This window comes from Vibrio sp. ArtGut-C1, assembly GCF_002105475.1.
GTDB lineage: Bacteria > Pseudomonadota > Gammaproteobacteria > Enterobacterales > Vibrionaceae > Vibrio > Vibrio diabolicus.
Genome location: NZ_NCTH01000039.1, coordinates 1 through 15271, shown reverse-complemented (window position 1 = coordinate 15271; position 15271 = coordinate 1). Strand labels below are relative to the sequence as shown.

Genomic DNA, 15271 nt, shown 5'->3' with positions numbered 1-15271 from the left:
TTTCGGGTTTTATGTTCTAATTTTCTTGTACAGATAAGCAAGCAATTAGATCATGGGTAACCTAAAGCATCGAGTGAACGCGTTTTTTAAGGTAGGGCACGACTTCAGATTCAAACCAAGGATTCTTCTTTAACCACAATGTATTACGTGGAGAAGGATGAGGAAGCGGGATAAAATCAGGTTCCCAATCCAGCCATTGCTGAACAGTTTGCGTGAGCGTTTTGGGTTTGTTGGTCAGGTAGTACTGCTGCGAGTACTGACCAATTAATAGAGTGAGCTCTATATTGGGCAGCTGCTCAAGAATCTTTTTATGCCAAGCGGGGGCGCATTCTTTACGAGGTGGCAAATCGCCAGAGTTTCCTTTGCCAGGATAGCAAAAGCCCATTGGGACAATGGCAATTTTATTTGGGTCGTAGAAAACGTCTTTGTCGATATAGAGCCATTGGCGTAATCGGTCACCACTTGGGTCATTCCAAGGTATCGAGGTTTTGTGTACACGTGTGCCTGGTGCCTGACCGATGATTAGGATGCGTGCGCCTTTTGCTGCTTGTACTACAGGGTTTGCGCCCAAAGGTAAATCATCCGCGCAAATCTGACAGGCGCGCACTTGTTGAAGCAATGTTTCTAGAGACATAAAACGGCTAATACCCTTTGTCGAAATCAACCTGATTATTTAGAGAGAAACCGTCCCTCCAACTCAAGTAGTTGTCTGCAAAAATGTCGATCACTTGCTCGGGGAAACTTAACGCCGCGATGTGTGGGGTGATGGTTACTTGCGGAAGTTTCCAAAACGGATGTTCTACCGATAACGGTTCTTGCTCAAACACATCTAAGAAGGCGTGTTCTACCCAACGGTTTTTCAGAGCGAAGAGCAATCCAGCCTCATCCAGTACGTCGCCACGACCTACGTTAAACAATAACGCCTGACTTAGTTGGCTGAGTGTTTGACGATTGAGTAACTGTTGCGTCTCCGGTGTACTTGGTAGGGTATTCACAACAATGTCGGCTTGTTCAAATGCCTTACTTAGTTCACTGATATGAAAGGTCTGATGAAACTCACCACCTGAGGTCGGAATACCTGTGCGGTTCATACCGATGGTTTTTATTCCCATTGCTTTAGCGGCATTGCCCAAATAACACCCAATGCTACCAGTACCGAGAATCACCATGGTTTTACTTTGTAATGATGTATAGAGGTGAGGCTGCCATCGTTTGTTTTGTTGTTGCTGGTGGTATCGGTTGAAGTGGCGGTAATGGGCAATACTGTAACCCAGCACATATTCGGCAATCAGTGGGCCAAAGATGCCTCGAACATTGGTCAGGGTGTAGTCCTGACGAAGGTTAGGTAGCATTAGTGCATTGACGCCAGCGAATGTCGATTGTACCCACCCAAGCTGTGAAAACTCGTCTAATCTATTGGATAGTAATGGCGGATCAGCAAGAACAATTTGAGCTTCCTCTGGCTTATCAGTGATGCTCAGATCTGGTAGCTTTCTCTCCGTCAATAACGTTTCGTAGGTGTCACGATGCTCTGAGAGCAGGAAAATCTGATTTGAATGCGGCATTAACTTTTTTCCCTGTGATGAATCAAGTACACTTTCGCTGTTTTTTTCTTCAATGATTGAGTGACTATGCTTAAGAATCCTCTTCAGGTTCGTTTAGAAAAACTAGAACCTTGGCAACAAATTACCTTTATGGCGTGTCTGTGTGAACGCATGTATCCAAACTATGCGATGTTTTGTGAGAACACAGAATTTGCTGACCCGCGTGCTTACCGAGCGATTCTTGATAGTGTATGGGAAATTTTGACAGTTAAGAGCGCGAAAATTAACTTCGAACGTCAATTAGAGAAGTTAGAAGAGTTGTTCCCAAGTGCGGATGAGTTCGATTTTTACGGGGTTTATCCAGCGATGGACGCGTGTCAGGGGTTGTCTACGTTACTGCATGGCCTATTGGACCGCGACTACCTTTTCGATTCAATGCTTAAAGTGAGCCAACAGTCGGTACAAACCGTTGCTGATCTAGAGCAAGCGCAAGGTGCCGAGCCAATCACCAACGACAATCAGAAAGAAAATGAAGCCGTATGTGAAGAATGGGACGTGCAGTGGGCTATTTTCCGTCCACTGCGTGAAGCGGTAGAGCGTGACATCAGCTTGATTAAAGATTTACGTGAAGAGTTACGTGAAGAAGGTGTGAGCAACATCGGTATTGCACTTTAGTCGTTGAATAGATAGAAAAAGGCATCCTAAATGGATGCCTTTTTGTTTGCGGCGTTTGAGCGGTTATGCCCAATGTTGATTACGATTCTTTAGAATCTGGTTTTGTCACTTCTTGGGTTTCTGGCTCCTTGTGATGCTTCTCCAGCTCTTCCTCTTCTTCATCATCATCGCGGCTTTCGATTACGCCGTGCATCTCTTTCCAACTTTCCCAGCGTTGGTAAGCCAGCTCTTGCATGTCGGTACTTTTATCCGCTTCATCGATGATTTCTTCACCCACGAGGTGTTCAAAGATATCCTCCAACGTCACCAAGCCTTGCACAGTACCGTATTCGTCAACGACAAGTGCCAGCTGTAGGCGATGAGTCATCATCTGGTCAAACACTTTCGGTAAAGTCGTGTTGTTTAGCACCACTTGAATCGGGCGCATGATTGCTCCCAGTTGTTTCTGTCCACAACCTGATTGTTGCAGTTTGAACAACTCAAGGCGGTGCACAAAACCAATGATGTTGTCTTTCTGCTCGCTATAAACCAATGGGCGGGAGAAAGGTGTATCCTTGTGTTTTTCTAGGAACTCATTGATGGTCATCGTGGCATCGATACGGAATACCACAGGACGTGGCGTCATAACCTGCGTTACAGGTACATCTTGGATGCCAAGCAAGTTGCTTAATATTTTTGATTCACCCTCGGCAAATTCACCGCTTTCACGTGCTAGAATCGCCATTGCAGACAGTTCATCACGCATTTTCGGAGCTTCGTGGTTACGAGCAAGACGCTTGGTGATTTGCTCTGAAAACCATACGAATGGCGTTAGCGCCCATACCATCCAGCGTAATGCGACTGCCGCGGTTGGCGCCAATTGACGCCAGTAAGTTGCGCCAATTGTTTTCGGTACGATTTCTGAAAGCACCAAGATCGCCAGTGTGAGCACTGCCGAAAAGATACCTAACGCTTCGCTACCAAATACAACCGCAGCTTGTGCACCAGCAGTGGCCGCGCCGATGGTATGAGCGATGGTGTTTAGAGTCAGAATGGATGCCAATGGCCGGTCGATATCTGATTTTAGCTTAGCCAGTTGCCCAGCTGCGGGATGCCCCTGTTGATTGAGCTGCGCAATGTAGCTCGGACTGATACTCAGCAGTACCGCCTCCAGCACCGAACAGATAAACGAAATGCCGATTGCAATAGAGATATAAATGGATAACAGCAGCATAGTTGCCCTTGAATGTAGTTTGATAGTGGTTATTTGCAGCTATTATAACCGCAAAAGTGCCTTATAAATTGGTCCAAATACCTTGGAAAGCAAGGGTTTTCAGGGGGTATGTGGTAACAAATTGTGAGTTATTACTCATATTATGGCTAAAAGTACGTCAGAAAATCGAAAGATCGCTTACAAACCTTTGCCAGATGGGGCATTTATGTTTTAGAGTGAGACGAATTCGATAACCTATGAGAAGGGAAACCTAATGAACAAGACCCAATTAATCGACTTTATCGCAGAGAAAGCAGACCTATCAAAAGCACAAGCAAAAGCTGCTCTTGAAGCGACTCTTGATGGTGTAACTGGTGCACTTAAAGAGGGTGACCAAGTTCAACTAATTGGTTTTGGTACATTCAAAGTAAACCACCGCGCTGCACGTACTGGTCGTAACCCTAAGACTGGTGACGAGATTCAAATCGCAGCAGCTAACGTACCTGCATTCGTAGCAGGTAAAGCGCTGAAAGAATCAGTAAACTAAGTTAGAATGCACCGAGGTATCCTGCCTCGGTGCAACTTCATGAAAAAACATCTACTCGCTTCACTTCTCTTATCTAGCTTTACCCTTTTTGGCTGTTCGTCGGTTGAAACTCCTAATTTAGAACAATTCACTCACTTCTCTGGCGGCAAAGTTGCTGGAGACGCAAGTAGCTTGTACTGGATGACCGAGAAACTCACTCGCGTGAGTACGGCGGCTGATTACGTGACTATGGGGGATAATGGCTGGTTTCAAAGTGACTACCGTTGGGATGAAGGTGAGCTTCGAGAGTTGATTCGAAAAGGTGAGCAAGTTGATACCAAGCAAGAGTTGGTGCCTTTTCAAATCCACATCCGTTTTAATAAAGATGGCGAAGCGGTTTACCAACAATATCGCGTTAATCGTAAAGTCTTACCACTTCAGCATGAACAATTAGAACGTTACAAGACAGAAGCGAATGGTGTAGTGGCGTCGGTTAAGGCGCAGTCTCGTAACAGTCAGAGCCTCATTCAAGGTTATTGGAATGGCCAATCGTTTGAAACCTGCAAAGGTAAAGCGTTCTCGACACTCGAGTTTAATCAGACGTTGCCAAAATTTATTATCGAGCGTCTCTCATCTGTAGACAGTTACGTGGCTTTTGTCGGCAAGCAGTCACGAAATAAAGCAACGGTTGATGAACTGTTGATGCTCAATGATGATGACTTTGATTGTGTACCACGACCAGCATTACTCGCTGAGTAAGCTTGGTGAGACTTACTAACTGACAGAGTAATAAAAAAGGCGCTGAATGCGCCTTTTGTTTTTTAGCCAACTTAAGTTGTTTTTATTTTTCTTGCTCACGTGCAATCGCACGGTAGCCGATGTCACTGCGATGGAACATGCCGTCCCAACTGATCTGTTTTGCAAGCTCGTAAGCGCGTTGCTGCGCTTCTGATACGCTATTGCCAAGTGCGGTTGCACAAAGAACACGACCGCCGTTTGTTACGATGTTGCCATCTTTATTGTCTGTACCCGCGTGGAAGACTTTCTCGCCTTCAATTTCAACTTGTGGCAGACCAGAGATCACATCGCCTTTGTTGTACGCTGCTGGGTAACCACCGGCTGCGAGTACGATACCAATCGACGCACGTGGATCCCATTTTGATTCCACTTGATCCAGTTTTTGGTCAATCGCAGCCAAGCAAAGATCAACCAGATCCGATTCCATACGCATCATGATTGGTTGTGTCTCTGGATCACCGAAGCGGCAGTTGTACTCGATCACTTTAGGCGTACCATCTTTGTCGATCATCAGACCCGCGTATAGGAAACCTGTGTATGGGTTACCTTCAGACGCCATACCACGTACTGTTGGGTAAATGACTTCTTCCATGATGCGGTTGTGAATTTCTGGTGTTACCACAGGAGCTGGCGAGTACGCGCCCATACCGCCAGTGTTTGGGCCAGTATCTTTGTCACCCACGCGTTTGTGATCTTGGCTGGTGGCCATTGGCAGAACGTTCTCACCATCCACCATCACGATGAAGCTTGCTTCTTCGCCATCTAGGAACTCTTCGATAACCACGCGGCTGCCTGCGTCACCAAATGCGTTGCCTGCTAGCATGTCTTTGATTGCGTCTTCGGCTTCTTCTAGCGTCATTGCCACAATCACGCCTTTACCAGCCGCAAGGCCGTCGGCTTTCACCACAATCGGCGCACCTTGCTCACGCACGTAAGCAAGCGCTGGTTCAATTTCTGTGAAGTTTGCGTATGCACCGGTTGGGATTTGGTGACGAGCAAGGAAGTCTTTAGTAAACGCTTTAGAGCCTTCAAGCTGCGCTGCGGCTTGGGTAGGACCAAAGATTGGTAAGCCCGCTTCGCGGAACGCATCCACCACACCAATAACCAGCGGTGCTTCTGGGCCAACGATAGTCAATTCAATCGCCTTCTCTTTTGCAAAAGCAACCAGACTATCGATGTCTTCCACATCAATGTTTACGTTCTCTAGTTTTGGCTCTAGTGCCGTACCTGCGTTGCCTGGAGCAATGAAAATAGTCTCAACATTTGGGTTTTGCGCCGCTTTCCAGCCTAGCGCATGTTCACGACCGCCTGAACCAATGATTAAAACTCGCATATGAAAATCCTTAATCTTATAAATACTGTTTACTCAAAGTAGTTGATGATGTGGCTAGGCAACAATTGAGCCCATCCCGGAAACATAGCCAGCTACGTAACCGAGGTGGGCGAAAGCAGTTAACAATGCCACAGTGCCAAATACGATGAGGAAATTAGTGGCGGAAGTGACGCATACCCGTGAAGATCATCGCCATGCCGTGCTCATCTGCTGCTGCGATAACTTCGTCGTCACGCATTGAGCCACCTGGCTGAATTACGCACTTAATGCCGGCTTCTGCTGCGGCATCGATACCGTCGCGGAATGGGAAGAAAGCGTCAGATGCCATTACGCTACCGGCAACTTCTAAGCCTTCATCTGCGGCTTTGATGCCGGCAATTTTCGCTGAGTAAACGCGGCTCATTTGGCCTGCGCCTACACCGATAGTCATGTCGCCTTTCGCGTAAACGATCGCGTTAGATTTCACGTATTTCGCTACTTTCCAGCAGAATAGGGCGTCTTTTAGCTCTTCTTCTGTTGGCTGGCGCTTAGAAACCACTTTTAGATCGTCTAGGCTTACCATGCCTTGGTCACGGTCTTGAACCAGTAGACCACCGTTGACGCGTTTCACGTCAAAGCCCGTTGTCTTCGTTGACCACTCGCCACACTCTAGTAGACGTACGTTCTTCTTCGCTGCAACGATTTCAATCGCTTCAGCAGAAACAGAAGGTGCAATGATCACTTCAACGAATTGACGCTCAACGATAGCGCTAGCCGTTTTTGCATCTAGCTCTTGGTTGAATGCAATGATGCCGCCGAACGCTGACGTTGGGTCAGTTTGGTAAGCGCGGTTGTACGCTTCGAGGATGTCTTTACCTAGCGCAACGCCACATGGGTTGGCGTGTTTTACGATTACACATGCAGGTTCGTTGAACTCTTTCACACACTCAAGTGCTGCATCAGTGTCTGCAATGTTGTTGTAAGAGAGGGCTTTACCTTGGATTTGGCGAGCAGTAGAAACAGATGCTTCTTGTGGGTTTGCTTCAACGTAGAATGCGGCTGCTTGGTGGCTGTTCTCACCGTAGCGCATGTCTTGTTTTTTCTCGAATTGCTGGTTGAAAGTACGTGGGAATTTAGACTCTTCATCACCTTCTTTGTTCTCACCGTAAGATGGAACCATAGTGCCGAAGTAGTTTGCGATCATGCCATCGTAAGCAGCAGTGTGCTCGAATGCTGCGATAGCAAGGTCGAAACGAGTCTCTAGTGTTAGAGATTTCTCGTTCGCGTCCATTTCAGCGATAACGCGATCGTAATCATGAGCGTTCACAACGATAGTCACGTCTTTGTGATTTTTCGCTGCAGAGCGAACCATCGTTGGGCCGCCGATATCGATGTTTTCAACCGCGTCAGCTAGTGTACAGCCTTCTTTTGCAACGGTTTCTGCGAATGGGTATAGGTTAACAACGACCATGTCGATTGGATTGATGCCATGTTTTGCCATCACGTCGTCATCTTGACCACGACGACCAAGCACACCACCGTGAACTTTCGGGTGAAGCGTTTTAACGCGGCCGTCCATCATTTCTGGGAAACCTGTGTAGTCAGAGACTTCTGTTACTGCGATGCCTTGTTCGGCAAGTAGGCGTGCTGTACCACCAGTAGATAGGATATCGACACCGCGCTCAGCAAGAGCTTGTGCAAACTCAACAATACCTGTTTTGTCTGATACGCTGATAAGCGCACGGCGAATAGGACGAGCGTTATTCATGCTTCCATTTTCCTCAAATTCACGGAGTTAAAGATGTTTGCCAAAAATGAACTTGTTTTTACCTCTTGGGGTAAAATATTGGCCAGTTTTGGTAAAGACCTTTGTCGGATGTTTTCTGGTTAGAAAACAGTCTCCACATTTGATGGCGCGTATTCTAACCAATTTATTACAAAAAAGCTCGCGCAATCGTTTGGCATCTCAAAAAATAATTGTGAAAAAGAGGTTCTTTAGCTTTAAAAGTAACGAGATAGTTAATAGGGAAAGTTATGTTTCAGATAGGTGAACTGGCAAAACGTTGTGGTGTGACAGCAGATACGCTGCGTTTTTATGAGAAAAACGCGCTGATAAAGCCCGCAGGTCGAAGTGAATCAGGTTATCGTCTCTATAATGAAGAGAATCAAAAGCAGGTACACTTCATCCTTAAAGGTAAAGAGCTGGGCCTGAGCCTGGATGAGATTAAAGAGCTACTAGAAATCAAACTAGAAGCAACAGAACACAGCTGTGCAGAGGTTAAAGCTATTACTTCTGCTAAGTTAGAGCTGATTGATGGAAAAATTAACGAGCTAACGAAAATTCGTCGAGCTTTGAAGAAGATCAATGATGCTTGCTGCGGTCATACGGACGATGATGCTACTCATTGTTCTATCCTTGCAGCACTTGAGTAGTCTCATTTCTGCATCACTTAACTTAAGTTTGCATTTTTGGCGGCTTGCTTTTCTAGGTGCACGCCGTTTTCCCACCTATAATCTCGCCTTTAGTTACCTGTAGGAATTGACCATTGTTTGATTCCTGCCGTAGCGCTGTCTGTAGATACGAGAGTTTTCATACATGGTTGGAGTCTATTTTCAAATCAATGACTGGGTTTTAAGCGTTGATGAAAATAAGCTGTATCGACAAGATAGGGAAGTTACTGTTGAGCCACGCTTAATTAATCTTCTGCATTTCCTAGCGGAGCATGCGAATGAGGTGTTCAATCGTGAGGAATTGATCCAATACGTTTGGGCAGGGGCGATTGTGACCGATCAAGTGGTGACTCAGTCCATTTTTGAGTTGCGTAAATTACTGCGGGACGGTCGGGAAGAAAATACCAGCTACGTCATTACAGTGCCGAAACGTGGTTACAAGCTGGTGGCGAATGTGACCCCAATGACACTCGAGGAATTCCTCGCAAGTCGTCATTGTGATTCAGAAACTCTTCCTCCTATTGTTGAAGAGCCAGAAGAAGAGACTCTACCTATCGCACCTGCCGTCACCTTTCCTGCAGGCCCTCTGACTCGCGCGGTCTGTGAGATGTCTAAAGAGAAAAAGGCCCCTCAGAAAAAAAATAAAATCAGTCCGTGGCGCCTGGGGATCATGAACTTCATCTGGATCAGTGTCTTGGTTGTGGTGATGGGCGTGTTTACCTACAAGCAATCGGAAGTGCGTATTACTCAAGCCATCGATACTCACCTTATCGAATTCAAGTTTCAAGATAACTTCACGAGCGAAGGGTTAAGCTACGACTTGGCAGACGGGTTTGCCCAAAAGTTGATGTCCGACATTGCTCAAGTGAGCGATTACCGAGTCATGTTAAAGAAGGCGTCGTTTACCTCGGGTATTGTGCCAGGCAAATCGGTTGTGGTGCGGGTTCGTGAAAATGAGGGTGGCAGCTTTTTAGAGGTGGAATATCGCAATAACTCATCTGAAAAGGTGTTGTTTAGTCGTCAATACGCGTTAACCAGCAGCCATTTAAAGACAGTGCTTCAACAAGCGTCGTTGGATTTGATGCAAGTCCTGAAAGTGCCGGATGCCAAGCTGAAATCCACGATGCTAGTAGCGGGAATGCCAATTAACGCGGAAGCTTTGGAGCTGTTTGTTCAAGCTAACCATTATCTCAATGTCTCGGATGCCAAGCAGTTTCGCCAAGGCGTCAACTTGATGGAAAACATTTTAGAAATTGAGCCAGATAATGCTTACGTTCAGGCAGAGTTATTGATTGCTTACCACGTGCAGAAGGTGCTCGATTTTTCACAGGAGTTGAAGAAAGGGCGAGTGCAGCAGTTGAGTGATGCACTAGAAACTAACGTAAAAATGATGGTTGGGCCAATTCAACCGCGAATTTATGAAGCTTTAGCCCTGCACGAAACCATCGCTGGTGACATGGCTTCAGCCAAGCAGCATCTTGGGCAAGCATTGAGGTTACGAGATTCGGTGCTGTCTTATGTGATTCGTGGTAAGCATGCTGAATTGGATGGTGATCTGGATTTGGCCAGTGAGTCTTACAGCGAAGCTTTCTATATTGATACGTCGGTTGAGACGTACCTGCTGTGCGAAAACTTGGTCTTCCCAAGTAACATGAAGGCGATTGATTACGCCATGTATCGCGCTGTTCACCCTTCTGTCGTTCGAATGCTTTAATTCTCTCGCACTCAACGTCAGTCAAATACTAGCCCCTCATTTCGGTGAGGGGCTTTTTTGTAGCTGTCGAAAAGTGAAAAGGGTGGGCGGTGGGGTAATGACTTACGAAGGAGCCAGTAACGCAAGCTTGCAACGGGAAGACATATCCGGTTTTCTTCTCTATCTCTATCTCTATCTCTATCTCTATCTCTATCTCTATCTCTATCTCTATCTCTATCTCTATCTCTATCTCTATCTCTATTGATTGTATGGAGTGTCTGGCTGAGTTATGTGGCGAGAATGATTCTGATGCTTTCTTGGAGGCGAGATGAATATTGATGTGGGTCAAAAAGCGCGATCAGGGAGAGATTTATGGAATCAACAGTTCAGGGAATTAACTCTTCGGGATGGGGAAGTTGATAGAGGTTGATAACTTTTATCGCGATTACCAACGAGTTGATGAGAGTTTATCTATCGGTAGAAGGTTTGATGTTTTTCTTATAACTGCATGAATAATATGGTTTTATATTTTTGTGTTTATCATGTTTATCTCAACTTGATGTTGATTAACTAATCATTTTATTGATAACGCCAAGTTTATTTTTTTCCCGATTTTTGGGCGTAGTCTTCACTTCGAAATTTAGCGAGGTCGAGCAGGTTCTTCCTCATAGCATCTCGCTAATAACCGTTCAGTTTGAGTCACGTTGACTTGAGTAGAATAGATTTGGAGATGTTATGTCATCGAATACGAAAAAAATCGGCCTAATTGCCTGTACGGGTGTAGTAGCCGGTAACATGATGGGTAGTGGTATTGCACTGTTACCTTCTAGCCTAGCTTCAGTAGGCTCTGTTTCAATTTTCAGTTGGTTGATCTGTTTGATCGGTGCACTGAGCCTTGCGTTTGTTTACGCTCGTCTGGCAACCAAAAACCCTCAAGAAGGTGGTCCTATCGCTTACGCTGGCGAAGTTTCACCTGTCTTTGGTTTCCAAACGGGCGTGCTTTATTACCACGCGAACTGGATTGGTAACCTAGCTATTGCTATTACAGGTGTTTCTTACCTTTCAGTATTCTTCCCTGTGCTTAATGACCCAATCCCAGCAGGTATTGCGACGATTGCATCGGTATGGATCTTCACTTTCGTTAACCTACTTGGTGGTAGCTGGGTAAGCCGTCTATGTACGCTTGGTCTTGTTCTAATCCTCATTCCAGTTGTTGGTACAGCGGCGTTTGGTTGGACGCACTTCGACACTGCGCTATACAGCCAAAACTGGAACGTATCTGCGGGTACGGATAGCCATGCGATCGTGACAGCGGTTCTTATCTGTCTATGGTCATTCGTTGGTGTGGAATCAGCAGCAGTATCGACAGGTATGGTAGAAAATCCTAAACGTACTGTACCGCTAGCAACCATGCTGGGTACTGGTATCGCAGGTGTGATTTACATCCTATCAACTCAAATGATCAGCGGCATGTTCCCTGCTTCTGAAGTTGCGGCATCAGGTGCGCCATTTGCACTAGCAACCACTGAGCTATTCGGTAGCTGGACTGCACCATTCGTATCAGCATTCACAGCACTAGCATGTTTCACTTCGCTAGGTTCTTGGATGATGCTGGTGGGCGAGGCTGGTAAACGTGCAGCAAGCGATGGCAACTTCCCTAAAATCTACGGCGAAACTGACAAAAACGGTGTGCCTAAGAAAGGTCTAATCCTTGCGTCAATCAAGATGACAGCATTAATGGTTGTACTGATGTTCTTCAGCTCTAAAACAGCACACGCATCAGACCTGTTCAACCAGCTAACGACTGATGCAGTTCTTCTAACTATGCTGCCTTACTTCTACTCAAGCATTAACTTGATTCGCTTCGAAGGTATGACAACACGCAACGGCTTCGTAATGCTGTTCTCTGGTGTGGCTTGTCTGTTCTGCTTCATCGCACTAGCAGGTGCAGAGGGCGGTACGCTAACAGCAACCTTCATCGTTTCTCTAGTTATCTTGATGTTCTACAGCAAAAAAGCCGGCTTAGCTCAGTACATGAAGCTACACGCTGACGACATGCCTGCTCAAGCAAGCAACTAATCCCCAAACGCTGGCACTTCGGTGTCAGCCAATAAAAAACAAATTCACTCGGCGCTCACCTTACTCACTGCCTGTAAATGGCAGAGAGCGCCTTCATTCGCCTTGGAGATGTCCAAATGAATATTTTCGCTATCTTGAACCACATGGGTGTGTTCTTTAAAGAAGAGCCAGTTCGTCAACTTCACGCTGCTCTTGAGAAAGCGGGCTACGAAGTGGTTTACCCAGTAGATGATAAAGACTTGATCAAAATGATTGAGATGAACCCACGCATTTGCGGTGTGCTGTTCGACTGGGATAAATACTCACTAGAGCTATGTGAACGTATTAGCCAGATCAACGAAAAACTGCCTGTTCACGCATTTGCTAACGAACAGTCTACTCTCGATATTTCACTAACAGACCTACGTCTAAACGTGAGCTTCTTCGAGTACGCTTTAGGTATGGCTGACGACATCGCTATCAAAATCAACCAAGCGACAGAGGCATACAAAGATGCCATCATGCCTCCATTCACTAAAGCGCTATTCAAATACGTAGAAGAAGGTAAATACACCTTCTGTACTCCAGGTCACATGGGTGGTACTGCATTCCAGAAAAGCCCTGCTGGTAGCATCTTCTACGATTTTTATGGTCCAAATACATTTAAAGCGGACGTATCAATCTCAATGCCTGAATTAGGTTCTCTACTAGATCACTCAGGTCCACATAAAGATGCAGAAGAATACATCGCACGTACATTCAATGCAGACAGCTCTTACATCGTAACGAACGGTACGTCTACATCGAACAAAATTGTTGGCATGTACTCAGCGCCTGCGGGCAGCACAGTGCTGATTGACCGTAACTGTCACAAATCTCTGACTCACCTAATGATGATGAGCGACGTGACACCAATCTACTTCCGCCCAACTCGTAACGCATACGGCATCCTTGGTGGTATTCCACAAAGCGAATTCAGCCGCGATGTAATCGCAGAGAAAGTTGCGAAAACACCAGGTGCAACAGCGCCAAGTTACGCAGTAGTGACTAACTCAACTTACGATGGTCTGTTGTACAACACACAATTCATCAAAGAGTCGCTAGACTGTAAACACATCCACTTCGACAGTGCTTGGGTGCCTTACACTAACTTCAACCCAATTTACGAAGGTAAATGTGGTATGAGTGGTGAAGCGATGCCAGGCAAAGTGTTCTACGAGACACAATCAACACACAAACTGTTGGCAGCGTTCTCACAAGCTTCAATGATTCACGTGAAAGGTGACTTTGATAAAGAGTCTTTCAACGAAGCATTCATGATGCACACTTCAACTTCACCTCAGTACGGCATTGTTGCTTCTACTGAAACTGCAGCGGCAATGATGCGCGGCAACACAGGTAAGAAGTTGATGCAAGACTCTATCGATCGCGCAATTCGCTTCCGTAAAGAGATCAAACGCCTAGAAGCAGAAAGTGACAGCTGGTTCTTCGATGTATGGCAACCAGAAAACATCGATACCACAGAATGTTGGAAACTAGACCCTAGCGATACATGGCACGGCTTCAAGAACATGGATGACAACCACATGTATCTTGACCCAATCAAAGTCACGCTACTGACTCCGGGGATGAATAAAGAAGGCGAACTAGAAGAATCAGGTATTCCTGCTTCGCTAGTGGCTAAATTCCTAGACGAGCGCGGCATCGTGGTTGAGAAAACAGGCCCATACAACTTGTTGTTCCTATTCTCAATAGGTATCGACAAATCAAAAGCAATGCAATTACTACGCGGTCTGACTGAATTTAAACGTGGCTACGACTTGAACCTAACCATCAAGAGCTTCCTTCCTTCGCTATATAACGAAGACCCAAGCTTCTATGAAGGCATGCGCGTTCAAGAACTAGCACAAGCAATTCACGACCTAACTAAGAAATACAACCTACCAGAGCTAATGTACAAAGCGTTCGATGTACTTCCAGAAATGAAAGTAACACCACACGCAGCATGGCAAGAAGAGCTTCGCGGTAACGTAGAAGAAATCAAACTGGAAGAAATGGTTGGTCGCGTAAGTGCGAACATGATCCTTCCTTACCCTCCAGGTGTGCCACTAGTACTTCCTGGTGAAATGGTGACTCAAGAGTCTCGCCCTGTACTGGACTTCCTAGAGATGCTGTGTGAGATCGGTGCGCATTACCCAGGTTTCGAAACCGACATCCACGGTCTGTACCAACAAAAAGATGGTAGCTACACCGTAAAAGTATTGAAGAACTAAGTTCCTCTCGAAGATGACGCCATTGGGAATGCAAGCATGCTCCACTCTTACGAGCTCAATGCGTCATCGAACAATAACGACATTTAGATATACCCCTAACTAATCTGTCGTAAAGAGAAGGGCAAGGATGCTCTGATCTTTTCTTCTATATATAGAAGAAGCACTTTTCCAAGACTTCACCTGAAGTACCCCAAATAAAAAGCAAAGACCAAAAGAGCAGTTCGTCATCGTTCTGCTCTTTTTTTTCGTCTTTATATAGATAGAAAGAGAAAACAGAACCAAGAGAGATAAGGTCAGCAACCTAAATCACAAAGAAATCGGCGATCTTTTAATGCAGAAGTCAGGTGTTTCATCATGAAAAGATCCTCTGCAACCCGAAATATTAGACAAGATCGTTGAGTATCTATGCAGAATGCTCGTTATTTGTGCGGTTGAAGGTTTTTTTGCAAAAAACGCTTGTGCTAATTTCTCAACTCCCTATACTGCGCATCCACCGACACGGAGTGAGACGAAAGTCACACAGCGAGTCGGAAGTGAGAGAAAAAGAAATTTGAAAAAATGCTTGACTCTCTCACGGTGCGGAGTAAGATACGCACCCCTAACGACGAGCAACTAAGTTGCTGGATAAGTTAGAAAAGCTCTTTAAAAATAAGAACCTATCAATCTGTGTGGGCACTCGTTGATGATAATCCAATTAGAAGCTTCGGCTTCAAATTAGGTTTCAATGAAACGAAGTGACCATTGAATCT

The 15271-nt window shown here is 45.7% G+C and carries 13 protein-coding genes and 1 pseudogene; 7 read left to right on the top strand and 7 right to left on the bottom strand.

Features of this window, described 5'->3' with window-relative positions:
• Window positions 1-61: 61 nt before the first annotated feature.
• The gene (locus B7360_RS22090) at window positions 62-634 is read right to left on the bottom strand and encodes a uracil-DNA glycosylase family protein (protein WP_085344629.1); all 573 of its coding nucleotides are present in this window, start codon (window positions 632-634) and stop codon (window positions 62-64) included.
• 7 nt (window positions 635-641) lie between these two features.
• Window positions 642-1565 (bottom strand): D-2-hydroxyacid dehydrogenase, encoded by a 924-nt coding sequence (locus tag B7360_RS22085; protein ID WP_085344628.1) that lies wholly within the window; start codon window positions 1563-1565, stop codon window positions 642-644.
• Between the two features lie 66 nt (window positions 1566-1631).
• Between B7360_RS22085 and B7360_RS22080 the strand changes: the two genes are divergently transcribed.
• Window positions 1632-2219: a YjaG family protein gene (locus B7360_RS22080; RefSeq protein ID WP_085344627.1), complete on the top strand. Its 588-nt coding sequence runs from the start codon at window positions 1632-1634 to the stop codon at window positions 2217-2219.
• Between the two features lie 79 nt (window positions 2220-2298).
• Here B7360_RS22080 and B7360_RS22075 read toward each other — a convergent pair whose 3' ends face one another.
• Entirely contained in the window at window positions 2299-3432 is a 1134-nt protein-coding gene (locus B7360_RS22075; RefSeq protein WP_048625620.1) for a hemolysin family protein, read from the bottom strand.
• 253 nt (window positions 3433-3685) lie between these two features.
• On the opposite strand from B7360_RS22075, the gene hupA reads away from it, so the two are divergent.
• Both hupA and B7360_RS22065 read left to right on the top strand, forming a co-directional pair.
• Window positions 3686-3958, top strand: coding sequence for a nucleoid-associated protein HU-alpha (hupA, locus tag B7360_RS22070; protein ID WP_005382524.1), 273 nt, complete (start codon window positions 3686-3688; stop codon window positions 3956-3958).
• 39 nt (window positions 3959-3997) lie between these two features.
• Window positions 3998-4696 (top strand): DUF1481 domain-containing protein, encoded by a 699-nt coding sequence (locus B7360_RS22065; RefSeq protein WP_085344626.1) that lies wholly within the window; start codon window positions 3998-4000, stop codon window positions 4694-4696.
• Between the two features lie 82 nt (window positions 4697-4778).
• Here the strand turns inward: B7360_RS22065 and purD are convergent, their stop codons facing one another.
• The 3 genes and pseudogenes from purD to B7360_RS25405 all read right to left on the bottom strand — a co-directional run bounded on the left by purD (window position 4779) and on the right by B7360_RS25405 (window position 8071).
• A complete protein-coding gene (purD, locus tag B7360_RS22060; RefSeq protein ID WP_085344625.1) occupies window positions 4779-6068 on the bottom strand; it encodes a phosphoribosylamine--glycine ligase in 1290 nt (429 codons plus the stop codon).
• A 154-nt stretch (window positions 6069-6222) separates the two neighbouring features.
• Window positions 6223-7815 (bottom strand): bifunctional phosphoribosylaminoimidazolecarboxamide formyltransferase/IMP cyclohydrolase, encoded by a 1593-nt coding sequence (gene purH / locus B7360_RS22055; protein WP_085344624.1) that lies wholly within the window; start codon window positions 7813-7815, stop codon window positions 6223-6225.
• Window positions 7816-7842: 27 nt separating this feature from the next.
• Window positions 7843-8071 (bottom strand): annotated as a pseudogene (locus B7360_RS25405) (hypothetical protein).
• Window positions 8072-8081: 10 nt separating this feature from the next.
• Here B7360_RS25405 and zntR point away from each other — a divergent pair.
• Window positions 8082-8480 (top strand): Zn(2+)-responsive transcriptional regulator, encoded by a 399-nt coding sequence (zntR, locus tag B7360_RS22045; RefSeq protein WP_005397290.1) that lies wholly within the window; start codon window positions 8082-8084, stop codon window positions 8478-8480.
• Between the two features lie 163 nt (window positions 8481-8643).
• Window positions 8644-10212 (top strand): lysine decarboxylation/transport transcriptional activator CadC, encoded by a 1569-nt coding sequence (gene cadC / locus B7360_RS22040; protein WP_085344623.1) that lies wholly within the window; start codon window positions 8644-8646, stop codon window positions 10210-10212.
• Between the two features lie 28 nt (window positions 10213-10240).
• On the opposite strand, the gene B7360_RS25120 is transcribed toward cadC, so the two are convergent.
• Complete coding sequence (locus B7360_RS25120; RefSeq protein ID WP_085344622.1) at window positions 10241-10540, bottom strand: hypothetical protein; 300 nt, start codon at window positions 10538-10540, stop codon at window positions 10241-10243.
• 386 nt (window positions 10541-10926) lie between these two features.
• On the opposite strand from B7360_RS25120, the gene cadB reads away from it, so the two are divergent.
• Window positions 10927-12270, top strand: a complete 1344-nt coding sequence (gene cadB / locus B7360_RS22025) for a cadaverine/lysine antiporter (protein WP_005397292.1) — start codon at window positions 10927-10929, stop codon at window positions 12268-12270.
• A 116-nt stretch (window positions 12271-12386) separates the two neighbouring features.
• Window positions 12387-14522, top strand: coding sequence for a lysine decarboxylase CadA (locus B7360_RS22020; RefSeq protein ID WP_005481757.1), 2136 nt, complete (start codon window positions 12387-12389; stop codon window positions 14520-14522).
• Window positions 14523-15271 lie beyond the last annotated feature (749 nt).